This is a genomic window from Azospirillum sp. NS33 (genome assembly GCF_059703765.1).
In genome coordinates this window covers 61,664-82,787 of record NZ_BAAKJB010000009.1, presented here as the reverse complement: position 1 = coordinate 82,787, position 21,124 = coordinate 61,664, and the positions used below count along the sequence as shown (strand labels likewise).

16 protein-coding genes are annotated in these 21,124 nt (G+C 71.8%); 8 read left to right on the top strand and 8 right to left on the bottom strand.

The features are described from left to right. Nucleotides 1-7: 7 nt before the first annotated feature. A complete protein-coding gene (locus AC6H2I_RS10390) occupies nucleotides 8-823 on the bottom strand; it encodes a sulfotransferase family protein (RefSeq protein WP_497500551.1) in 816 nt (271 codons plus the stop codon). Nucleotides 824-844: 21 nt separating this feature from the next. Next, entirely contained in the window at nucleotides 845-1,714 is an 870-nt protein-coding gene (locus AC6H2I_RS10385; RefSeq protein ID WP_497500550.1) for a sulfotransferase, read from the bottom strand. A gap of 246 nt (nucleotides 1,715-1,960) precedes the next feature. Here AC6H2I_RS10385 and AC6H2I_RS10380 point away from each other — a divergent pair, with 246 nt between their 5' ends. The 4 genes from AC6H2I_RS10380 (at nucleotide 1,961) to AC6H2I_RS10365 (ending at nucleotide 7,313) form a co-directional block, all read left to right on the top strand. Further along, entirely contained in the window at nucleotides 1,961-3,451 is a 1,491-nt protein-coding gene (locus AC6H2I_RS10380; RefSeq protein WP_497500549.1) for a hypothetical protein, read from the top strand. Between the two features lie 11 nt (nucleotides 3,452-3,462). Further along, nucleotides 3,463-4,338, top strand: a complete 876-nt coding sequence (locus tag AC6H2I_RS10375; RefSeq protein ID WP_497500548.1) for a hypothetical protein — start codon at nucleotides 3,463-3,465, stop codon at nucleotides 4,336-4,338. Nucleotides 4,339-5,216: 878 nt separating this feature from the next. Then, the gene (locus tag AC6H2I_RS10370; protein ID WP_497500547.1) at nucleotides 5,217-6,197 is read left to right on the top strand and encodes a replication protein RepA; all 981 of its coding nucleotides are present in this window, start codon (nucleotides 5,217-5,219) and stop codon (nucleotides 6,195-6,197) included. Nucleotides 6,198-6,209: 12 nt separating this feature from the next. Continuing rightward, nucleotides 6,210-7,313 carry a tetratricopeptide repeat protein gene (locus AC6H2I_RS10365; RefSeq protein ID WP_497500546.1) on the top strand — a complete coding sequence of 368 codons (1,104 nt, stop codon included), beginning with the start codon at nucleotides 6,210-6,212 and terminating at the stop codon, nucleotides 7,311-7,313. A gap of 31 nt (nucleotides 7,314-7,344) precedes the next feature. Here AC6H2I_RS10365 and AC6H2I_RS10360 read toward each other — a convergent pair whose 3' ends face one another. Then, complete coding sequence (locus AC6H2I_RS10360; protein ID WP_497500545.1) at nucleotides 7,345-8,556, bottom strand: calcium-binding protein; 1,212 nt, start codon at nucleotides 8,554-8,556, stop codon at nucleotides 7,345-7,347. 289 nt (nucleotides 8,557-8,845) lie between these two features. Here AC6H2I_RS10360 and AC6H2I_RS10355 point away from each other — a divergent pair, with 289 nt between their 5' ends. From AC6H2I_RS10355 to AC6H2I_RS10345, 3 genes are all read left to right on the top strand, one after another. Then, nucleotides 8,846-9,829, top strand: a complete 984-nt coding sequence (locus AC6H2I_RS10355) for a calcium-binding protein (RefSeq protein WP_497500544.1) — start codon at nucleotides 8,846-8,848, stop codon at nucleotides 9,827-9,829. Nucleotides 9,830-9,914: 85 nt separating this feature from the next. Continuing rightward, nucleotides 9,915-12,155, top strand: coding sequence for a glycosyltransferase (locus tag AC6H2I_RS10350; RefSeq protein WP_497500543.1), 2,241 nt, complete (start codon nucleotides 9,915-9,917; stop codon nucleotides 12,153-12,155). 14 nt (nucleotides 12,156-12,169) lie between these two features. Then, entirely contained in the window at nucleotides 12,170-13,426 is a 1,257-nt protein-coding gene (locus AC6H2I_RS10345; RefSeq protein ID WP_497500542.1) for a glycosyltransferase family 4 protein, read from the top strand. A gap of 31 nt (nucleotides 13,427-13,457) precedes the next feature. On the opposite strand, the gene AC6H2I_RS10340 is transcribed toward AC6H2I_RS10345, so the two are convergent. Both AC6H2I_RS10340 and AC6H2I_RS10335 read right to left on the bottom strand, forming a co-directional pair. Further along, on the bottom strand, nucleotides 13,458-14,276 hold the full coding sequence (locus tag AC6H2I_RS10340; protein ID WP_497500541.1) for a class I SAM-dependent methyltransferase: 819 nt from the start codon (nucleotides 14,274-14,276) through the stop codon (nucleotides 13,458-13,460). After that, the gene (locus tag AC6H2I_RS10335) at nucleotides 14,273-17,137 is read right to left on the bottom strand and encodes a glycosyltransferase (protein WP_497500540.1); all 2,865 of its coding nucleotides are present in this window, start codon (nucleotides 17,135-17,137) and stop codon (nucleotides 14,273-14,275) included. Before AC6H2I_RS10335 ends, AC6H2I_RS10340 begins: the two co-directional genes overlap by 4 nt. 128 nt (nucleotides 17,138-17,265) lie before the next feature. Between AC6H2I_RS10335 and AC6H2I_RS10330 the strand changes: the two genes are divergently transcribed. Next, nucleotides 17,266-18,192, top strand: a complete 927-nt coding sequence (locus AC6H2I_RS10330; protein ID WP_497500539.1) for a hypothetical protein — start codon at nucleotides 17,266-17,268, stop codon at nucleotides 18,190-18,192. Here AC6H2I_RS10330 and AC6H2I_RS10325 read toward each other — a convergent pair. The 3 genes from AC6H2I_RS10325 to AC6H2I_RS10315 all read right to left on the bottom strand — a co-directional run bounded on the left by AC6H2I_RS10325 (nucleotide 18,180) and on the right by AC6H2I_RS10315 (nucleotide 21,080). Further along, a complete protein-coding gene (locus AC6H2I_RS10325) occupies nucleotides 18,180-19,160 on the bottom strand; it encodes a GDP-mannose 4,6-dehydratase (protein ID WP_497500538.1) in 981 nt (326 codons plus the stop codon). The genes AC6H2I_RS10330 and AC6H2I_RS10325 overlap by 13 nt on opposite strands. Further along, nucleotides 19,157-20,515: a class I SAM-dependent methyltransferase gene (locus tag AC6H2I_RS10320; RefSeq protein ID WP_497500537.1), complete on the bottom strand. Its 1,359-nt coding sequence runs from the start codon at nucleotides 20,513-20,515 to the stop codon at nucleotides 19,157-19,159. The genes AC6H2I_RS10325 and AC6H2I_RS10320 overlap by 4 nt, the downstream gene beginning before the upstream one ends. 178 nt (nucleotides 20,516-20,693) lie before the next feature. After that, on the bottom strand, nucleotides 20,694-21,080 hold the full coding sequence (locus AC6H2I_RS10315; protein WP_497500536.1) for a DUF6165 family protein: 387 nt from the start codon (nucleotides 21,078-21,080) through the stop codon (nucleotides 20,694-20,696). Nucleotides 21,081-21,124 lie beyond the last annotated feature (44 nt).

The following is a 21,124-nucleotide window of genomic DNA, read 5'->3' as shown; positions in this document are numbered from 1 at the left end:
GCGCGCGTCACCGCCGCCGCCAGAGCCCCGCCAGACGGGACAGCCAGCCGCCGGCCCCCGCTGCCGCGACCAACCGGGCGTGCAGGGCCTGGACATGGGCCGGTGCCTCGGCCCGAAAGCGCGCCCCGTCGGTGGCGTTGTGGCGCATCGCCGGGGTGAGGAAGGCGTCGACCTCGGCCCCGGCGGGACCGGCGGCGGCGGCGGCGAGCGCCGGCAGCCCCAGCGCCGCCACCGCGTGTCCGACGGTGCCGCGCCAGTCGTCCAGCAGCGACTCGTAGCGCAGGACGGCGCGGGGATGGCCGCGGGTCGCCGCCTCCGCCTCGGCCATGTGGCGGTACCACAGCTCATAGGAGCGGTCCAGCGGCAAGCCGTCGCGCTTGTGCAGGGATCCCGCCACCTCGAAGGGGTGGCGGGCGATCACCACGAAGACCGGGCGGGCGCCGACGGCGGCGAACAGGGGCAGCCACAGGGGCATGAGGCGGCACATCCGGGGGTCCTTCATGCCCCAGTCGCCGGGGCGGTCGAAATCGTGCCGCAGCACGTCGACGATCTCGCCGGCCAGGGCCCGCGCCTCGGGTCGCCCGGTCCACCCGTCCGGCAGCGGCCCCGGATCGCTCCAGTGGGAGCCCAGCGCGCGCAGCAGGCGCTCGTGGATGGGGACGATGGAGTTGTGCTCCCAGAACCCCATGGCGTTGGAGCCCTCCTCCGGCGGCATGAGGTTGCTGCCGAAGTCGAGTCCCAGCTTGTGGAAGGTCCCGGCGAGCGCCGAGGTGCCGCTGCGGTGCATCCCCAGGACGACGAGCGCCCGGTTGCCGGTGGCCATGGCGGACGGCCCCCCGCCGGATCAGGCCGCCGCCGCCGGCGTCGCCGCGCCGAGGTAGCCGAACCGGCGCAGGGCGGCGCCGCTCACCTCCTCCAGCGCGCGCACCGTCGCGTCGTCGAGGAGGCGCTGCCAGCGGTGGAGGGAGGGCGGCGATTCCACCAGGGCCGCCGCGTCGGCGGCCCGTCCGGCGTCGAGATCGAGGCGGCCCAGCAGCTCGCTCACCGTCTCCAGCGGCCGGGCGCAGAGGTCTTCCAGGCGGATGCGGATGTAGTGCCGCCCCATCGTCCGCTCGGCCCAGTCGGCGACGCCGAGATTGGCGCGGCCCCACAGGGCGCAGGAAGCCACCGCCTCCCCCTCCTCGGCCGGCGAGCCGCCGAACATGGCGTGGTGGTGCTTCTTGAACTGCCACTGGTTGGTCGAGACCGCCATGTCCCGGCCGTCGCGCACCACATGGACGAAGTGCATCTCGGGGAAGATCGCGTGGATCAGCGGCAGGATGTACATGGAGCGCGGATTCTTCCAGCCCCACCGCCCGGCCGTGCGGGGCCGGTCGCGCAGGTAGACGCGGATCTGCGTCTTCAGGCGGGCGATGGCCGGTTCGCGCAGCCGCGGCGACAGGCGGCCCACCTCGTAATCGGTGGTGTGGGTCACCTCGAGGATGTCGTTGATCAGCTCGTCCAGCAACGGCTCGTAGTCCATGGCGTCGCCGACGTTGTTGACGTTGGCGCCCATGAACACCCCCGCCCGCTCCAGCACGGCGCGCACCGCGCGGGTTCCGGATCCGCCGGTCGCGCCGATCACCACGGGGCGGCCGAGGCCGCCGCGGCCCAGGCCACGGGCGATCGATTGCCCCAGTAGGGTGGGCAGAAGCAGCGCGGAAGGTCGGATCACGGCTCGGGAATCCCGTCGTTAATGGACATGTCACAGTGGCGGCTATTGATGCCAGACCGGGCGGCGGCGAGGCAACGGCTTTGGCCCACCGCCCGGCGCCGCCCCGCGGGTGTTGCGAATTCAGCGTGGCATCGGGCATGAAGGGCGGCCCCCGCGACTCGGATGCCCCCCATGCCCCGCTTGCACCGCCACCCGCACCCGCCGTCGCCAGCGAACCCCGGGCTCCCGCGGCTCCCGGGGCGTCCGGTGCTGACGCTGGTGGCCATCTTCGCCCTGGCCGCCGCCGGTGTGCTGGCGGCGAGCTGGATCAGCCCGATCGGCCTGTTGAACATCGACAGCACGCTCTACCTGCGGCTCGCCCGTTTCCTGGAGGACGGGCGCGGCCTGGGGGCGGGGGTCTTCAAGAGCGCCATCGACCGCGGCGACACCCCGTTTCCCTTCTTCGCGGTGTGGCCGGTGGGCTATCCGGCGCTGATCGCCGCGGTGTCCGTGCTGTCGCCGCTCGACGTGTTCTGGGCCGCGAAGCTGGTCAACATCGCGGCCATCGCCGCGGGGCTGGTCCTCCTCCACCGCGTGTTCGGCCGCCGCGCGGTGGCGCCGGGCGCCCTGTACCTGTTCGCCACGGTGTGGAGCATGCACGCCTGGAGCCTCGCCGAGGCGCCGTTCCTGCCGGTGCAGTTCCTGTTCTTCGCCCTGCTCGCCGCCATCGACGACAGCGACCGCCCGTGGCGCATCGCCGCCGCCGCCGCGGCAACGGCGCTGGCGCTGTTCCTGCTGCGCTACATCGGCGCCTACGCCTTCCTGGTCGGCGGCCTGGCGGTGGCGCGGGCGGCGTGGTGGGGGCGCTGGCGCAGCGCCGTGGCGCTGAGCCTGTGCTTCACCGCCGCCGGGCTGCTGGCGCTGGCCTATCTCTGGACCAATCACGTCCAGACCGGGCTGTGGACCGGCACCTGGCGGGTGCCCAACACGGTGCCGCTGGGCGAGCTGGCGCTGGCCATGGCGCGCAGCGTCTGGGTGGTGGTCAACCCGGTGACCCAGACCGCCGGCCCGGAAAGCCTGCGGGGCATCCTGCTCACCCTGCTGCTGGTGGCACTGCCGGTCGCCGCCGTCGCCCTGGCCGGGCGCCGCGACCGGACGGCGTGGCCGGTGCTCGACCGGTTCGCGGACCGCTTCGCCGCCTGGGCGGCGGTGTCCGGCGGGGTCTACCTTGCCGCGCTCTACGGCTTGCGGACGCGCCAGTTCTTCGAGGCGTTCGACCTCCGCTTCCTGGCGACGGGCCTGGTGCCGCTGGCGGTCTGGCTGTTCTGGCGGGTGCTGCGCCGCGGTGGCCGCCAGGCCACCGTGCTGACGGCGGTGGCGCTGCTGCTGGGTGCCGCGTCCTGGGTCGTCAACGTCGCCCTGCCCGTGGCCGCGTTCCTGGGCTCCGGGGGGCCCTCCTACCCGGAGGTCCGGCGCGCCCTGGAGGCGCGTTACGCGCCGCTGCCGCCCGGCAGCGTCTACGTCTTCGGATTCGGCCGGCCGGAGATCTTCTACCTTCGCCCGGACGTGGCCGTCGCCCACCCGCGGGTGAGCTTCCGCGGTGGCCAGAGCTGGGACGCGTTCCTGGCGACGCTGCGCCCGTTCGGGCAGCCGGTGTACGCCGACGACGACTGGGAGCCGGCGCCGCGGTACGACGACTCGGTGGTCGAGGCCTACCGCCGGCGTGTCGCCGGCCACGGCCTGGTCCGCCTGGATTGAGGACACACCCCATGCGCATCCTGATCGCCCTGCCCCACTACGCCGAAGGCGGCAGCGGCTACTACGGCTCGACCGGCAGCGACCGCGGCGGGCGTGCCGCGGCGCTGGCCGACACCATCCTGGCGCTCCACCGCTCCCTGGGCGGCGCGCAGTCGCTGCTGCTGAACCGCCGGAACAACGTGCGCAGCCATGCCAACGGCGCGGCCGCGACGGTGCTGGACGTGGTGGTGTGCACCACCGGCGACCACCACGCCCTGGACGCCCTGGCGCTGCCCGACGGCACGTGGCGGCACCACCCGACCCGGGCGGAGCCCACCCTGCTCGGTTTCGAATGCCACGCCGTGCTGGCTGCCGCCGCCGGATCCTACGACTGGTACGGCTACCTGGAGGACGATCTGCTGGTCGAGGATCCGCTGTTCCTCGTCAAGCTGGCGTGGTTCCAGGCGGTGGCCGGTGCCGACACCGTGCTGCTGCCCAACCGGTACGAGCTGCAGCCCGGCTCGCCGGAGAAACTGTACATCGACGGCCATCTCGACCCGGGCTTCGCCGGGCGGTGGCAGAACGTCGGCGAGGCGGCGCGCCTGACCGGCACGGTCATGGGGGCGAGGATCGGGTTCTGGCGGCCCAACAACCCCCATTCCGGCGGCTTCGTCCTGAGCGCCGGGCAGATGGCGGCGTGGGCCGCGGCGCCCCATTTCCTGGACCGGGACACGGCGTTCGCGGGGCCGCTGGAAAGTGCGGCCACCTTGGGCATCATGAAGACGTTCCGGATCTACAAGCCGGCGCCGGACTCGGCCGGCTTCCTTGAGATCCGGCACCGCAACAACCGCTATCTCGGCAACTGGCTGAGCCGGCCGGGGGTGCCGGACACCCCGGTGTGGCGGTGAGCCGCCCGGCGCCACGGCGGCCCCGGCCGTGGCGCCGGGCGCGGAGTCGGCCACGCTGAATTGGTAACGCCAGGCGGTCCGCGCGACTCGGGTGGGTCGGCGGTCGGGCCCGTTACCAATTCAGCGTGATGAAGCCGCGGGATTCCTCGGAGTCGGATCGATGCGACTCGCCGACCCCGCCGTTTCAAATTCAGCGTTGTCGCCGCGAGTCGCGATGGGCCTCCGCAGGGTGTATCAAAATCAGCGTTGCCGGCGGGGTGCGGACCCCGTTCGGGTGCCCGAATGTATCAAAATCAGCGTCCCTCGGCACCGCCCCGGAGAGCATCGCCCGAATCCCGGTTCCGGAGTCGCAAGGCGCGACGGTGTCGCGGTCGCGTCGGGCCCCTGCGCCGGTCCTATTCGGAAGACATATCGGGACTCATATAGGACATGGATTCAAAGTCAGCGTGGATAACCGGCCTTTCGGTTGCGACTTCAGCGAGGATTGGACTTGCCGCGTTACCAATTCAGCGTTGCCGGTGTTGCAACATCGGCGAAGCGCTCGCTGCGACTGTTGCGAAATCTGCGTGGACAACCCGGCCTCCCTGTGGACAGCCGCCCCGCCACGCTGATTTTGATACGGCAGGGCGCCAAACCCATGGTTCCGGCGGGTTTCCCGGCGTGTCGGCGCGGGGTTGGCGGAGCGGTGGCGGGGTGTCCCACGCTGAAGTCGCAACGCTGACCCTGGCCGGCCCGCCGTGGCACGCTGAAGTCGCAACGGAATCTGCCCGCGGCGTTGCGAACTCAGCGAACCCTGGTGTGGTTACGCCTAGCCACGGTCCCACATTTTGTGTTTTAGCTGGGCCATGAACGATGACGGTTCCGCGACGGAGGTGGCGATGGCCAAGATCCACGAGCAGCTGACCCTGGAGGGCCTGGACGCGGTGATGGCGCGCACCAGCGACCCCAAGGAGCGGCGGCGCGTGATCATGGCGCACGAATCGCTGAGCAGCGAGGTCGACGCCATCGGATACCTGCACGCCGGCTTCTGCCAGGCGTCGCTTCCGCACCGCAAGCCCAAGGACGAGACCGCGCCCTGGGTGCGCAACAACGGCAAGTACCAGCTGGTGGTGCGCCCCGGCATCCTGCCGCTGCGCGACGGCACGGTGGTGGAGGTCGGCGTTCCCTACGGGGCCAAGGCGCGGCTCATCATGATCTATCTGCAGACCGAGGCCCGCAAGACCCGCAAGCCGGCCATCGACCTCGGACCCAGCATGAGCGCGTGGCTGCGCCGGCTCGGCCTGTCGCCCACCGGCGGCGAGCGCGGCAACTACAAGCCGGTGCGCGAGCAGGTGATGCGCATCGCCCGCTGCGAGTTCACCCTGCGCACCACCACCGGCAGCTCCACCGCGGAGATCTCCGACCAGCGCCTGATCGACGGCATCAAGCTGTGGCGCGACGACCATGACGCGCCGGACCTGTTCCGCACCGGCGGCGAATGGGCCCGCTACGTCCGCCTGACCCAGAGCTTCTTCGACCACCTGATGGAGCACGCCGTTCCCCTCGACGAGCACGCCATCGCCAAGCTGAAGAACTCGGCCCTGGCGCTCGACGCCTATGTCTGGCTGGTGCACCGCCTGCACCGGCTCGACAAGCAGACGGTGGTCCCCTGGCACGCGCTGTCCCAGCATTTCGGTTCGGTCAGCGAGCACCGCGTGCTGGCCTTCCGCTTGAAGGAGGCGCTGAAGGACGTGTTGTCGGTCTACCCCGACGCCAATGTGGAGCCGACCTCCAAGGGCCTGGTGCTGCGTCCGTCGCCGCCGGCGGTGCCGTCCAACAAGCACCAGGTGTTGCTGCGCCCGGTGCGCAGCAAGGGCTGAACGGCGGGCTCCATGGGCTCCGGGAGCGTCTACGTCCACCTGCGCGAGAATGCCGATTCGGACGACCTGCTCGTCCTCTTCTGCGGTGCCAACACCGAGGCCGGCCGGTTCGACGGCTTCCAGGCCCTGGAGGGCATGTCCGTCTCGGTCCTCTTCGTCAACTGCCCCGACAACAGCTACTACGTGTCGGAGGTGCCGGGGGTCGGCGGAGACTGGCGGGAATCGGCGGACTTCTTCCGCGGCGTGGCCGGCCGGCATCGCCGCCGGGGGGGCCGGGTGGTGTCCTACGGCAACTCCATGGGCGCCTACGCGGCGGTGCTCTACGGCTGCCTGATGGGGGCGGACCTCACCATCGGCATGGCGACGGAGACGCTGCTCAACATCGCCGACGGCGCGCTCATGCGCACCCGCGGCGCGCCGGTCGACGGCCCGGAGCTGGTCGACGTGATGGCCGACTCGCCGACGCCGACGGTGATGTGGGCCGGCGAGAAGTTCCTGGCCGACATGGTGTGCGCGTCGGCCGTGCGCCACCGTCCGGACATCGTACGCATCGGCGTCCGCAACGCCTTCCACACCATGGCGCCCTACGTCCACGCGCGGTTCGGGCTGCGGCCGTTCCTGGAGCGGGTGATCGCCGATCCGCGGTTCGGTGTCGGGGCGCCGTTTTGCGGCACCTTGCTCGACCACCCCGCGCTGGTGGAAGGGCTGTACGCCGCCAGTGTCGCCGACGGGCCGGCCGCCGCCCTGGACCGCCTCGCCGCCACGCCGTGCGACGGGCTGGACGGCCCCGTGCTCGGCTACCACCGTCTGGCCGTCGCCCGGGCGGTTCTCGAGCTTGGCGACGCCGCCGCGGCCGAGACGCACGCCCGTACGGCGTGGACCCACAACCCGGGCGACATCGAGGCCGCCGTGGTGCTGGCGCGGGCCCTGCTGCGCCAGGGCCGGGGGGAGGAGGCGCGGGCGGTCTGCCGGCGCATGCACGCCACCCACGACCCCCATCTGGCCGTGCAGGTGGCCTACCGCCGCCTGCTCGACGAGGCGTCGGCGGTGGCGGCGGGGGCCGATCCGGCCGCGGTCACAGCCGTGCCGGCGGCCCGGGACAGCACCTGCGGCTGACCGGCCGCACCCCCGGGCGCGGCCGGCGCCGCTACAGCCACACGAACCACCCGTCGTTGACGTCGGCGGCGGAGATCCCGGTGAGGGTCACCGAGGCGCCGCTGGAGAACCGGACGACGCACCCCCCGGTGGCCGCGGCGGCGCTCCATCCGTCCAGCGCCGCGACCAGCCGGTCGCCGTCGGCGAGGTTGAAATCGCCCACCAGGTCGTCGCCCTGGCCGCGACCGACCACGAACCGATCGGCCCCGCCGTTGCCGAACAGGGTGTCGTTGCCGACACCGCCCTGCAGGGTGTCGGCGTCGAGACCGCCGGCGAGCTGGTCGTCGCCCTGCCCGCCGAAGAGGGTGTCCGCACCCAGGCCGCCCTGCAGGGTGTCCGCGCCGCGGTTGCCGTAGAGCACGTCGGCACCGTCCCCGCCGTCCAGCACGTCGTCGTCCTGGCCGCCGAACAGCGTGTCATTGCCCGCCTCGCCGTACAGCCGATCGTTGGACTGGTTGCCGTAGAGGGCGTCGGCCCCGTTGCCGCCGTAGAGGGTGTCGAAGCCGAACTCGCCCCACAGCGCGTCCGCGTCGTCGCCGCCGTACGCGACATCGACGCCCAGGCCGCCGTACAGGGTGTCCGCGCCGCTCTCGCCGTAGAGCACGTCGCCGTCGGCCAGGCCGTAGAGAAGGTCGTTTCCCGCCCCGCCCCACAGCCCGTCGTCGCCCTGGCCGCCGAACAGCGTGTCACGGTCGTCGCCGCCGTAGAGGTGATCGGTGCCGCGCCCGGCGGTGAGGCTGTCGTCGCCGGCGCCGCCGCTCAGGGTGTCGTTGCCGGTGTTGCCCAGCAGGATGTCGTTGTCGTCGCCGCCGTCGATCAGGTCGGCCCCCGCGCCCGCCCCGCCATCAAGCGTGTCGCGGCCGGCGCCGCCCACCAGCGTGTCGTCGGCCGGGCCGCCGAGCACCGAATCGTCGCCACGCGCCGAGGTGGCGGAGAGGCGGATGCTGGTGCTGGCGAACGCCGCGGCGCTGATCGTCACGCCGATCGTGCTGGTCGTGGTCAAGGTGAACAGGGCGCCGGGGGTGGTGATTCCCGCCGGCAGGGTGATCGCATGGGCGGCGTTGCTGGTCACCTGGACGCTGGAATAGCCGGTGACGCCGGCCAGGGTGGTGGCCAGCACCGTCCCGGAATTGATGATGAGGTCCGGATCGGCGATGGAGCCGGTCGCCACCGCGGCCAGGTTTGCTACGCTCGTCGTCGGCATGTGGTCCGTCCCATTGTCCGATCTCCCCCCGCAAGGGGCCACGATGCACCGGGCCTAACCCGGAGATGGTAAACATCCGCTGAAAACACCGGGGCCGTCGCCGGGCGGTGCGAGGACGAACCGGCCGCACTCCCCTCCCCGTCACCACTTGGCGCAAAAGTGTGGAACAGTGGCCACACTGACGGGGCGGCGGCAAAGAAAGCGTGCTACGCCCTTCGCAAGAGTCTTCCAGCGACCGACCGAATGGATTACACCCAAGTGCAAATCGTCGGCACGAAGGAGTTCCAGCATGGCCACTGTTCCGGGCGGCATCATCGACACCACCACGACGATCTCGCAGGTGACCAAGGACGTCATCTCGGCGATCCTGACGCAGCAGAACATCATTGAGACGACGTTCCAGAAGGTGTCGATCACGACCCCGACGCAGACGGTGACCCTGACCGGCACCAACAACAAGGTGATCATCGACTCCTCGGTCAACGACACCGTGACCGTGGCCGGGTCGACCGGCGACGACCTCGTGGTCGCGGGTGCCGGAACCGACATCATCACCGGTGGTGCGGGCAACGACTCCCAGTTCGGTGGCGCCGGCAACGACGTGGTGAGCGGCGGCGAGGGCGACGACCTCAACTACGGTGGCGACGGCAACGACCAGGCCGCCGGTGGTGTGGGCAACGACTTCGTGTACGGCGAGGCCGGCGACGACGTGGTGTACGGCGACGACCCGACCAGCGCCCTGGCGGGCGCCCTGGGCGACACCGCGGGCGGTGACGACGTCCTGTTCGGCGGCCAGGGCTCCGACACCATGTTCGGCAGCGGCGGCTTCGACCAGATGTACGGTCAGGTCGGGCTGGACAAGATCTACGGCGAATCCGGCAACGATCTGGTCTACGCCAACCAGGGGTCGGACACGATCTTCGGCGGCCAGGGCTCCGACACGATCTTCGGTGGCCAGGGCGACGACCACATCGCCGGCCAGCGCGGCAACGACTACCTCTACGGCGGCCTCGGCAACGACACCTTCGTGATCTCGTCGAGCGGCGGCAACGACTACGTGCTCGACTTCTCGGCGGGCGACAAGATCCAGGTGGCCCAGAACATCAACGGCCTGACGATCAACACCGCGGCCGACCTCGTGTCCCACATGTCCACCGACGCGTCGGGCAACGTCGTGCTGACGCTCGGCTCCGACACGGTGACGCTGACGCTGAACGGCCTGACCTTCCAGCAGCTGACGCAGAGCCCCGACACCTACTTCCAGATCGGCTGATCCTCCTTTTCGCACGACGCAACGGGCCATTCCCCGCTATAAGGGAATGGCCCGTTTTGTGTTTTCGGCTACGGTTTCCGCTCAGATGCTCGACGCTGCCGATCGGCCGGTCGCCGCAACCCGCCTGTCGCCGACCCTGGTGATCGTCGTGGCGTCCGCTGTGGCGGAGGTTCCCGCTCCGATGTCGGTCCTCCTGAACGGCCGGCCCGCACCGCGCCCGCACCTCGCCACGCGCCTGGACGGAGCGGACGGAAGACGCGGCTTCGCCCTGCTCGTCCGGGTGCCGGACACCGCCGCCGAGGGCGGCACCCTGGTCGTTCGCGGGCGCGCCGGGCCTGACCTCCTCGCCACACCGGTGCCCGCGGCGACGCCCGACGGCCCGCGCGACTTGGCCGCGGTCCTGCGGGGACTTGGCGCCGGCGACCGCGCCAGGGTTCTGCGCACCCTGCTCGACACCGGGCCGGCCATGTTTCGTGCCCAGGGTGACCGTGCGCTGGCGGCGTCGGTGTCGGCCGTCCTCGACGCGCTGTTCGCCCCGCCGGGCCTGCGGGCGGTGGCGGTCGCCGCCGGCGCCGGCATGGCGCTGTTCCAGGGCGCGTTGCCCGCGGCCCTGGGCGCGGTTGAGGCGGTGGTGGCGGTCGGCGGCGGCGCCGTGGGGCGCTGCCCGGCCCTGCCGGCGCTGCGCCGGGACGGCGACGCCGTCCGGTTCGACGTGATGGTGCCGGTCGACGCCGGGGCTCCCCGGGCGTTCGTCGTGTTCGGCGCGGGCGGGGTGTGCTGCCGACGCGTCGCCGGATCACCGCCGCAGAGCCTGTTGAGCGTGCTGACGGCGCCGGACGATGGTGGGCTGGCGCCCGCAACCCGGGAGTATGTGTTCCGCATGCTCGCGGCGGCGGCGGCCACCGGCAACCCTGCGGCCGGCCATCTGCTGCGCGACGCCCAGCTCTATCGTCCGGCGGCGGCGGCCGAGGCCAGCAACCCCACGGAACCGGTGGGCGCCGGCGTCGATCTCGTCCTCGGGCATGGCATCGACGGGGTTTTCGTGTCGGGCTGGCTGCGCGATCCCTATGGCGCGGTGGCGGGCATGGCCGCCGTGTTTCCGGACGGCTCCCGCCGCGCGGTGGACCGCCTGTGCGTGCGCTTCCCCCGCCCCGAGGTGGCCCAGGTTCAGCATGCCGGGCCGCATCCGGCGGCGTCCGACGGCATCGGCTTTGCCAGTTTCCTGCCCGGCGGCGGCATCACGTTCCCCGCCTACCAGCCGGCCGTCGAGATCGCCCTGCGGTCCGGCGGCCGGCTGCGGGTGGTGCCGCCGCTCGGGCCGACGACGACGCGGCAGGCGCGCCACCGCGTGCTCTCCGCCGTTCCCCCGGACCGTCTCACCCCGGCGGTCGTCGCCGACCTGCTGGCGGTGCCGGTGGCCGCGCTGCAACGCGCCCACCAGGACGGCTGGAGCGCGCCGGAGGTGGTGCGCTTCGGCACCGGGCCAGCGGCGCCGGAAGCGTCCCTGATCGTGCCCTTGTACCGCAACCTGGACTACCTGCGCTTCCAGTACGCGGCGTTCGCCCTGGATCCGGCGATGGCGCGGATCGAGCTGATCTTCGTCCTGGATTCGCCCGAGCAGCGGCCGGAGCTGGAGCACTTCCTGCGTTGCCTGGAGCGTCTCTACGGCCTGCCCTGCCGTCTGGCGGTGATGACCGAGAATTTCGGCTTCGCCGCGGCCTGCAACACCGGCGCGGTGATCGCCCGGGGGGACACCCTCTTGTTCGTCAACTCCGACGTCCTTCCGGTGGCGCCGGGGTGGTTCGAGCCGCTGGCCGCGGTCCTGGAGGCCCGTCGCGACGTGGCGGCGGCCGGGCCGAAACTGCTGTTCGACGACGAGTCGCTGCAGCACGCCGGCCTCTACTTCGACCGGGACTATCAGGGCCGCTGGTTCAACCATCATTATTTCAAGGGCATGCCCCGCGACTATGGGCCGGCGGGCGTGGCGCGGCTGGTCCCCGGCGTCACCGCGGCGACGCTGCTGATCCGCCGCGCCGTGTTCGAGGACGTCGGCGGCTTCAGCGAGGACTACGTCATCGGCGACTTCGAGGATTCCGACCTCTGCCTGAAGCTGCGTGCGGTCGGCCACGAGATCGCCTACGTGCCGCAGGCCGAGCTCTATCACTACGAGCGGCGGTCCATCGACCGCCATGACGGCTACACCACGTCGGCGGCGGGGCTCTACAACCAGTGGCTCCACGCCAGCCGCTGGAGCGACCTGATGGCGGAGGTGATGGACCGCGACCCGCCCCGCCTGGCCGTCCAGCAGCCCCTCGCCGCGGTGTGACCGCCCGCCCCGCCATGACCAAACCCCGCGTCCTCTTCATCGTCCACAGCCACCCCGCCCTGAATCCGGGCGGCACGGAGATCGTGTCCCACGAACTGTTCCGGGAAATCCGCGACGGTGGCGTGGAGGCCCTCTACCTTGCCTGCACCAACGCGCTGCACCGCGACCGCAAGCCCGGGACCTCCTTCCAGACCGTCGGTCGCTCGGCCGACGAGGTGCTGCTGTGGACCGGGCACGTCGATCGCTTCTTCTTGTCCCAACTCGATCTCGGCGGGGTGGTGGCCGATCTCACGGGGCTGCTGGAGTCGTTCCGGCCCGACGTCGTGCACGTCCACCACGCCCTGATGATCGGCGTCGAGATGCTGTTCCTGATCCGGCGTCTGCTGCCCCGCGCCCGGATCGTCTTCACCCTCCACGACTACTACGCCATCTGCTACCGCGACGGTCAGATGGTGCGGACCGCCGACGACTCCCTGTGCCATCGCGCGTCCCACGACGCCTGCCACCGGTGTTTCCCCTCCGTGGACCCCTGGCAGTTCTCGCTGCGCGAACGGCACCTCAAGGCGCTGCTGTCGCTGGTTGACCGCTTCGTCGCGCCGAGCGCGTTCTTGAAGCGGCGCTACGTCGAATGGGGGTTGGACGCGGCGCGCATCGAGGTGGTGCCCAACGGCCGCCGGCCGGTGGCGCCGTCTCCGCCGCGCGCCCTGCCGCCGGGCGCCCCCCGCAACGCCTTCGGCTTCTTCGGCCACATCAACCTGTTCAAGGGCGCCACCGTCCTGCTGGACGCGGCGGAGCAGCTGCAGCGGGCGGGGCGGACCGACGTCGCCGTCCACCTGCACGGCGGCATGCTGTACCAGACCGAGGCGTTCGGCGAGGCGTTCCGCGGCCGGCTGGAGCGCCTGCGCGGGGTCGTCACCTGGCACGGTCCGTACGACGCGGCGGATCTGCCATCGCTGATCGGCAAGGTGGACTGGGTGGTGATGCCCTCGATCTGGTGGGAGAACGCTCCGCTGGTCATCGAGGAGGCCTTCGCCCACAAGCGGCCGGTCCTGTGCTCGGGCATCGGCGGGATGGCCGAGCGGGTCGCGGACGGGGTCAGCGGACTGCATTTCACCGCGGCCTCGGCCCAGGACCTGGCGGCGGCGATGGCGCGGGCGTTGGATGAACCCGGGCTGTGGGACCGTCTCGCCGCCGGCGTCCCCGACACCGTCTCGATCGCGGACTCGGCGCGCCGCCACCGCGCCGTCTATGGGATCGACCGGGGCGCCTGACCCGGGTGCCTGGACCGGCCGCTGGCGGCGGTCACGCCGCCAGCACCAGGATGTCCTCGCGGCCCGCGCCGGCGCCGGGCGCGAAGGCGGTGCGCCGGTCCACCAGGCGCAGGCCGGACGCGGCCAGCAGGCGATGGCAGTGGTCGTCCGTCATCCAGGCGTAGCGCAGGGTCTCGACGCTGTGGCGCAGGACGGTGCCGTCGGCCGCGGCCAGGGTGTACGCGACCTGCTGCTCGCACACGGCGAGTCGGGTGTCCACGGTGCGCCGGACGATCCGCACCTGGAGGGACAGCCCGTCCGCGTCGAGCCGCACGGTGGTGCGCTGCGACTCCAGCGCCGCCGCCGGCAGCGCGGCCGACAGGATGGCGGCGGGCACGAGGTGAAGCACGAGGCGGGCATCGGGACCGAGGTGGTCGCGCAGGCAGTCCAGCGCCGCCCGGCGCTGCGCGTCGTCGTCCAGGTGGTTGAACACATAGAACGGGGCGATCACCAGATCGAATCGGCGGGCGAGGGCAAAGCGGGTGATGTCGGCGCACAGGAAGCGGGCGCTGCCGGCGGCACAGGCGTCCTGCGGCGGCCGGCCGCGCGCGCCCAGCGCCAGCATGCCGGCGGAGCGGTCCAGCCCGACCACGTCGTAGCCCTGCGCCGCCAGGGCCCGGGCCACCCGGCCGGTGCCCGCCCCCACCTCCAGCACCGAGCGGCGCCGGCCCCCGGGTCCGTTTCCGTCCCCGGGATCGCCGGCAAGCCCCGCGTAGAACGCCACGTCCCCCGCCAGATGGTCGGCCGACAGCGCCGCCATCACATCGTAGAAGGCGAGGCTGAGGCTGTCCGGCGCGTAGTAGTCGGTCACGCAGGCGCCACCCAGGGCCTGTCCGCCCGCGGCGGTTCGGCCCGCGCGAAGGGCACGCGCAGCGACTGGTTGGCGTTGTAATAGGGATCCTCGGCCAGCCGCTCGCCCCATTTGGCCAGCAGCCGGTCGCCCTCGCCTTCGAGCAGGGCCTTTTTGGCCGGCGTCAGGTAGATGCCGCGCGAGGCGGATTCGTAGTGGAAGAGCTCGGCGTAGGGGTCGACCAGGACGCGGTAGCCGGCCGCGCCAACCTTGAGGCAGAGGTCGACGTCGTTGTAGTTGACGTGGAAGTTCTCGGCGTCGAACCCACCCACCGTCTCGAACACCGCCCGGCGCATCACCAGGCAGGCGCCGGTCACCGCCGAGGCCGCGTGGATCAGCTGGGAGCGGCAGAAATAGCCGGGGTGCTCGCGTGGCAGGCCGACATTGTAGTGGGCGGCGATGCCCCAGATCCCGGTCAGCACGCCGACGTGCTGCACCGTGCGGTCGCGATAGAGCAGCTTGGCGCCCACCGCCCCGACCTCGGGGCGGACCGCCTGGGCGACCATTTCCGCCAGCCAGCCCGGGCCGGCCGGCTCCGTGTCGTTGTTGAGGAAGCAGAGGATCTCGCCCCCGGCCAGGGCGGCGGCGGCGTTGTTGAGGGCGGCATAGTTGAAGGGGCCGTCGTCGCGCAGCACGCGGGCGAGCCCGTCGCGCTCCAGTGACGCCAGGTAGGCCAGGGTGTCCGGGTCCTGGCTGCCGTTGTCGATGATGATCAACTCGACGTCGGGGTAGTCCGTCGCGGACAGCACGCCGTCGACGCAGGGGCCGAGGAAGTCCATGCGGTCGCGGGTCGGCACGATCACGCTGACCCGCGGTGCCGGCTCGGGCAGCCCGCGCACCACCCGGTAGCCCCAGGTGGTCGGCCGGACCTCGGCCACCGCCGCGCCGGTGCGGGCGAAATGGTCGGTCAGCGCCCGGACGGCCGCGTCGACGCAGTAGGGCTTGGCGTCGCCGCCGGCGGCGGTCGAGCCGGCGATGGCCCGCCAGTGATAGAGCAGGAAGGGCACGTGGTGGATCTGGTCCGGGCGGATCCCCTCGACCACCCGCAGGGTCAGGTCCCAGTCCTGGCTGCCCTCGTAGCCGACGCGCAGCCCGCCCAGCCCCCGCACCCGGTCCAGCCGGTAGACCGAGAGGTGCGTGACGTAGTTCTGGGCGTAGAAGAGGTCGGCGTCCCAGCCACCCTTGAAGTGGGGGCGGAAGCGGATGCCGTTCTCGTCGACGGTGTCGTTGTCGCTGTAGATCAGCTCGGCGTCGGGATGGCGCTCCAGCGTCTCGGCCATGTGGTAGAGGGCTTCCTCGGCGAGGAGGTCGTCGTGGTCGAGAAAGGCGACGTGGCTGCCGCCGGCCAGCGCCAGGGCGCTGTTGCTGGCCGCCGAGATGTGGCCGTTGGTGTCGCGCAAGACCAGCCGGATGCGCGGGTCCTCCGCGGCGTGGCGCTCCAGCAGCGCCCGGATCGCCGGGTCGGGGGAAGCGTCGTCGGCGATGCACAGCTCCCAGTGGGGGTAGAGCTGGGCACGCACGGAGCGGATGGCGGCGTCGAGATAGATGGCCGGCGGGTCGTACACCGGCATGATCACCGAGAAGACGGGGCGCACCGTCAGGGCGGCGATCCGGCTGGCGATGGCCTGGCGGTCGGCGTCGTCGAGGCTGTGGTGCTCGTCCAGCCAGAGCTGGTAGTTGGACGGCGTGGCCAGCGCGATCGCCGCGTACTCGCCGCCCCGGCCGAGCCGTTCGAGGATCGGCCGGATGGCGGCGAGGGAGCCCTCGCGGTCGGGGTCGGCGTCGAGCGCCGCCAGGAAGCGCGCCAGCGCCTCGTCGTCGCGCCCGGCCTCCAGCGCGAGCTCGCCGAGCCGGCGCTGGGCGCCGCCGTCGGCAGGGTCGATCGCGGCGACCCGCCGCAGCAGGGGTGCCTCCGCCGCGTCGTCGCCGTCCAGCACACTGGCGCGCACCAGGTGGCGCAGCGCCTCGGCGTGGTCCGGCTCCAGGGTGTGGGCGCGTTGCAGCAGGGCCACGGCCCGGCGGGTCCGTCCGGCGGTGATCTCCAGCCGGCCGAGCTGGTAGCTGGCGCCGACGTTGTGGGGATCCCGGTCCAGGATGCGCTCGAAGCAGGCGGCCGCCTGGGCCTCGCGGCGCAACGGCGGCAGGGTGACGCCGAGGTTGTAGAGGGCGTCGAGGTCGTCGGGGCGCGCCTCCAGCACCCGGGCGAACTCCACCGCCGCCTCGTCCAGGCGGTGGGCGGCGTGCAGCGCGATGGCCAGCTGGTAGCGCCGCCCGGTGTCGTCGGGCCTCAGCTCCACCACCCGGTGGAAGTGGTAGAGCGCCTCCTCGTGCCGCTTCAGGCGGCGCAGCACGGTGGCGAGGTTGGCGTGGGAATCCGCGTGGCCCGGCACCCGGCGCAGCACGTTGCGGAAGCACACGGCGGCGGGGCGGTTGCGCCGCTGGCCGGCCAGCAGCGAGCCCAGGGTGAACCAGGCGGTGGCATGGTTGCGGTCGCGGCGCACGGCCACGCGCAGCCAGCGTTCCGCTGCCGCCGGATCGCCGGCGGCCTGCTGCAACAGGGCGAGGCTGAAGGCGGGGCGGGGATCGCCGGGCATCAGCGCGGCGACCCGGTCCATCAGCTCCATGGCCTCCGCCGGGCGCTGGGCACGGGCCAGGGCCACCGCCCGGGAGAACAGGGTCTCCGGCGACTCGTCCAGCGCCGTCCCCGGGGGCGGCGCGGTGCGGGCGGCCGGGGCCTGGCTGGCCGGGGTCTGGCTGCCCGGTGATTGGCTGGCCGGCGATTGGCCGGGCACGGGAAGGGCGGCCGGAGCGGGCGACGTCATCGGAGGTCCTGGCGCGTCAGCGGTCAACGCTGGGTGATGCAAGACCCACGCCTGTCTGTCAACAGAACTCGTCGCAGCACCACCAGCCGCCTTGACGGGGCGGTGCCGGGCCGCCAAAAGGTCACGGCATGGGACGCATCCTTTATTTCGTCGAGCAGGGACGGATCGCCGGCGGCATCAAGGTCGCCTACCGCCACGTGGCGATCCTGCGCCGGCACGGGCTGGACGCCCAGGTCGTCCATGCCAAGGCGGAACGGCCGGGCTGGTTCGCGGTGCCCGATGTGCCGGTCCACGCCTTCGCGGGCATGTCCATCACCGCCGCCGACACGGTGGTGATGGCCGAGGACGCCCGCCACAGCTTCCGCACCATGGCCAAGAGCCCGGCGCGCAAGGTGATGTTCTGCCAGAACCATTACTACCTCGCCGGCGGGCTGGCCGGGGCCGGCGACGTGCGCGCCTTCGGCATTGCCGCGGCCTACACCAGCGGCGAGGTCATCACCGACTTCCTGCGCCGCCGCCTGCCCGGCCTGCCGGTGGCCACGGTCCACCTCGCCATCGACCCGGCGGTGTACCGTCCGGCCGCGGAGAAGGCGGTCCAGGTCGCCGTCGTGCCGCGCAAGCGCCCGGTGGAGTACCGCCACATCCGCGATCTGCTGGCCCATGGGCATCCGGATCTGCGGGACGTGCCGTGGGCGGAGCTGGTCGACGCCAGCGAGGCGGCGGTGGCCGAGGCGATGGCCCGAAGCGCCGTGTTCCTGTCCCTGGCCCGGCTGGAGGGGGTGGGGCTGACCGGGCTGGAGGCGATGGCGGCGGGCTGTGCGGTGACCGGCTTCCTGGGCGGCGGGGGCCGCGAGTTCGCGACCGCCGGCAACGGGTGGTGGGCCCGCGACGACGATTGCGACGGTGCGGTCGGCCAGCTCGCCGCGTGCCTGCGCGCGGTGCGCGCGGGCACCGCCGGCGCCCGCGTCGACGCTGGCCGCGCCACCGCCGCCACCTACGCGCCGGACCGCGAGGAGCGGGAGCTGCTGGCCTTTTGGCGCGGTCAGGCGGGGTGAGGGCGCACGCCGGGCGCCGCCACGGCGTTCCTGGCACTGTCCCGGGCGGCGAGAATGTCGTCACACACGTCCAGGATCCCCCGCACCGGCGCTCGCCCGACGGCACGCCGGAGCTTCGCCGGACTGGCGTGGAACGGGGCGGACGCCACGCCGGTGCACTGCTGCTCGACGACGTGGCGCGCGGCGTCGAGGCCGTGTCGGGCGAAGACCTCCCGCGCCAGGTCCCGTCCGAGCCAGGTCGTGCCGGTCGCCACCACGAACCCGCCTTCCGCACGGCGTTCGGCGATGTCCACGGCGATGTCCATGTATTCCGACGCGGAGCCCCAGTCGCAGTGGAAATCCAGCGTCCGGACCGCCATCCGCGCCTTGGCGTCGGCCTTGGCCGCCGCCAGGGCGTCCACCAGGCGGGGGATGAAGAAGTCCGGGCCGCGGCGCTCGGACTCGTGGTTGAACAGATAGAGGGTGGCGGCCTGGACGCCGTGGCGTTGGCGATACTGATCGATCAGGCTGCCCGCCGCGACCTTGGTGACCCCGTAGAGGCAGTTCGCGCGCGGCGGGGTGCTCGCCCCGATCCGGGTCGGCAGGGGATCGCCGAAGGCCTTGGCGGAGCTGGCGTAGACCAGGAAGGCGGTGGGCGCCTCGACGCGGATGTATTCCAGGGCGGCGTGCACCGCGCCGACGTTCACGGCCAGCGCGTCCTGCCAGATCGGCTCATACTGGACGCCCGCCGCACCGTGCACGGCGGCGACGTGGAACACCAGTTCGGGCTGGAACGTCCGCAGCGCTTCGGTCAGCAGCCCGACGTCGCGCAGGTCGGCGCGGCGGTAGGCGAAGCGCGGATGCGGCGCCACATGGCGGGACGTCTCCTGCCGGGCGAGGCCGAGCACCTCGTGGCCGCGCGCAAGAAGATGGTCGCACAGGAAGCTGCCGTCCTGACCGTTGGCGCCGATCACAACGGCCCGGCTCACGTCGCTTCCCCGACGGCCTCCCCGTTGGCGGAGGCCGTCACCCGCAAAAACGCCTCGGCATCCCGGGCGGCGCGCTCCCGCTCCTCGTCCAGGTTGTCGGCGTCCACGATCGACAGCGTCGGCAAGGGGAAGATCATCTTGGTTCCAGCCTCGATGGTCGCCCGTTCGCGCTCCAGGAACTCCGCCTTGAAATGCCAGGGGAGGACCAGATAGTAGTCGGGTTTGGCCGCGCGTGACGTCGCCTCGTCGACGATCGGAATGTTGCTGCCGAGGGTGCGCGCCCCGGTTTTGGCGGGGTTGCGGTCGGCCGCGCAGTCGACCGTGGTGGCGTCGATGCCGCACCACTGGAGCAGCACGTTGCCCTTGGTCGACGCGCCATAGACATGGACACTTTGGCCGCGCGCGCGAATGGCGGTGAGGAGCGTCTGCAGTTCGCGGCGCTCCTCCTCGATGCGCTGCTGGAAGGCGAGGTACGGACGGTCCGTATCGAGCTCCAGTTCGAATTCATCGATGCGCAGCAGATGCAGGAACCGGGTGGCGTCGGCGCTGTCCATCGACCGGTTGTCGGCGTGGGTCACGAAGCAGCGGATGCTCCCGCCATTGATGTCGTTGAGGCTGGCCTTGAAGATCCGCAGACCCGCCTTGCCGACGATGTGGTCGAGCGCCGCGAGGCTGTAGTATTCCAGATGCTCGTGGCAGATCGTGTCGTATGAGTTCTGCTTCAACATCAAGGGCAGATAGGACATCTCGAGGATCCAGACGCCGCCGGGGGCGAGAATCCGCTTGATCTCGCGGGCGAACCCGACGGGATCCTCGAGGTCGTAGAACATGGCGATCGACGTGATGACATCGAACGTCCGGGCACCGAACGCCGCCGCCGCCGCGGGCGACGGGAACACCGTGTTGACCACGGTCACCGGTGCGGGGACCTCCGAGGCGATGTCGGATGGATCGACCCCGAAGCGCTCGACCGTGTCGGCATAGTTGGCCAGCAGCGTCCCGTCGTTGCAGCCGATGTCGAGCACACACCGCGGGGCGTCACCGAGGGTTGCGACGGCGGCGTCGACAATGCCCTTCAGGTGATTGCGCATGGTGGCGTTGGTGCCGGACCGGTACCAATAGTTGGCGTACAGGATCTCCGGCGGGAACGTGTGCGCCAGCTGAAGCAAGCCGCACGCCTGCTCGTCCTGCGTCGTGTCGCACCGGACCAACCGGGTCGGCAGCTTGCGCATGGGCGGCGGCATGTAACCGGGCTTGATGAAGGAGCCCTGCAGATGCTGCTCGCCCAGGTCGATCACCGGGACGAGCGCCGCGTTTCCGCACACCCGGCAGCGCTGCCGATGAATGATATGCATGTCCTAGCCCCGACTGCCCTATGGAGTGGTTGGCGGCGCTGACGGCACCCGCCGCCAGCGCGTCTGTGGTTTGACCGGCAATGCTACTGGCGATCGTGTATATGGGGCCGGGCCGCCCAGGGCAACGCAAATCAGACGGGGGCAAACCGCTGCGGGACGGGCCCGCCCCGGGAGCCGCTCAGTACGCCGCGTAGGATTTTTCCTCGACGAGATCCGACCCCATCAGGTCGTTCAGCGTTCGCTTCAAGGCGGCGCGCCGGTCGTTGGTGCGGTACACGCGGCGCGCCAGATCAACGAAGCCCGCACCGAAATCCTTGGCGCGCTCGTGATCCCGGATGGCGTCCTCGATGTCCCACAGCTCGGTGTTCACGGCGCGCAGGTCGGCACCGACGGCCACGGCGGCGGGGCTGAGGCCGCCGGCGGCATCGCGCACGGCCGCGAGCGCCGCCAGTTCGGCGCGCACATTCACCAGCTTCGCCGGATCGGCGATGCGCTCCGACTTGATCTCCAGGATCGTGATCTTGTCGACAAGTTCTCCCCACGACACCGGGACCAGCAACGACATGATTTCCTGCATTCACGATTGATCAGCGGCGGTCATGGTTGCAG

Coding starts and splice junctions, on each gene's coding strand:
- AC6H2I_RS10320 (WP_497500537.1), bottom strand. CDS start 20,515: ATGCATATCATTCATCGGCAGCGCTGCCGGGTGTGCGGAAACGCGGCG.
- AC6H2I_RS10360 (WP_497500545.1), bottom strand. CDS start 8,556: ATGCCGACGACGAGCGTAGCAAACCTGGCCGCGGTGGCGACCGGCTCC.
- AC6H2I_RS10355 (WP_497500544.1), top strand. CDS start 8,846: ATGGCCACTGTTCCGGGCGGCATCATCGACACCACCACGACGATCTCG.
- AC6H2I_RS10390 (WP_497500551.1), bottom strand. CDS start 823: ATGGCCACCGGCAACCGGGCGCTCGTCGTCCTGGGGATGCACCGCAGC.
- AC6H2I_RS10365 (WP_497500546.1), top strand. CDS start 6,210: ATGGGCTCCGGGAGCGTCTACGTCCACCTGCGCGAGAATGCCGATTCG.
- AC6H2I_RS10335 (WP_497500540.1), bottom strand. CDS start 17,137: ATGACGTCGCCCGCTCCGGCCGCCCTTCCCGTGCCCGGCCAATCGCCG.
- AC6H2I_RS10375 (WP_497500548.1), top strand. CDS start 3,463: ATGCGCATCCTGATCGCCCTGCCCCACTACGCCGAAGGCGGCAGCGGC.
- AC6H2I_RS10330 (WP_497500539.1), top strand. CDS start 17,266: ATGGGACGCATCCTTTATTTCGTCGAGCAGGGACGGATCGCCGGCGGC.
- AC6H2I_RS10350 (WP_497500543.1), top strand. CDS start 9,915: ATGCTCGACGCTGCCGATCGGCCGGTCGCCGCAACCCGCCTGTCGCCG.
- AC6H2I_RS10345 (WP_497500542.1), top strand. CDS start 12,170: ATGACCAAACCCCGCGTCCTCTTCATCGTCCACAGCCACCCCGCCCTG.
- AC6H2I_RS10315 (WP_497500536.1), bottom strand. CDS start 21,080: ATGTCGTTGCTGGTCCCGGTGTCGTGGGGAGAACTTGTCGACAAGATC.
- AC6H2I_RS10370 (WP_497500547.1), top strand. CDS start 5,217: ATGGCCAAGATCCACGAGCAGCTGACCCTGGAGGGCCTGGACGCGGTG.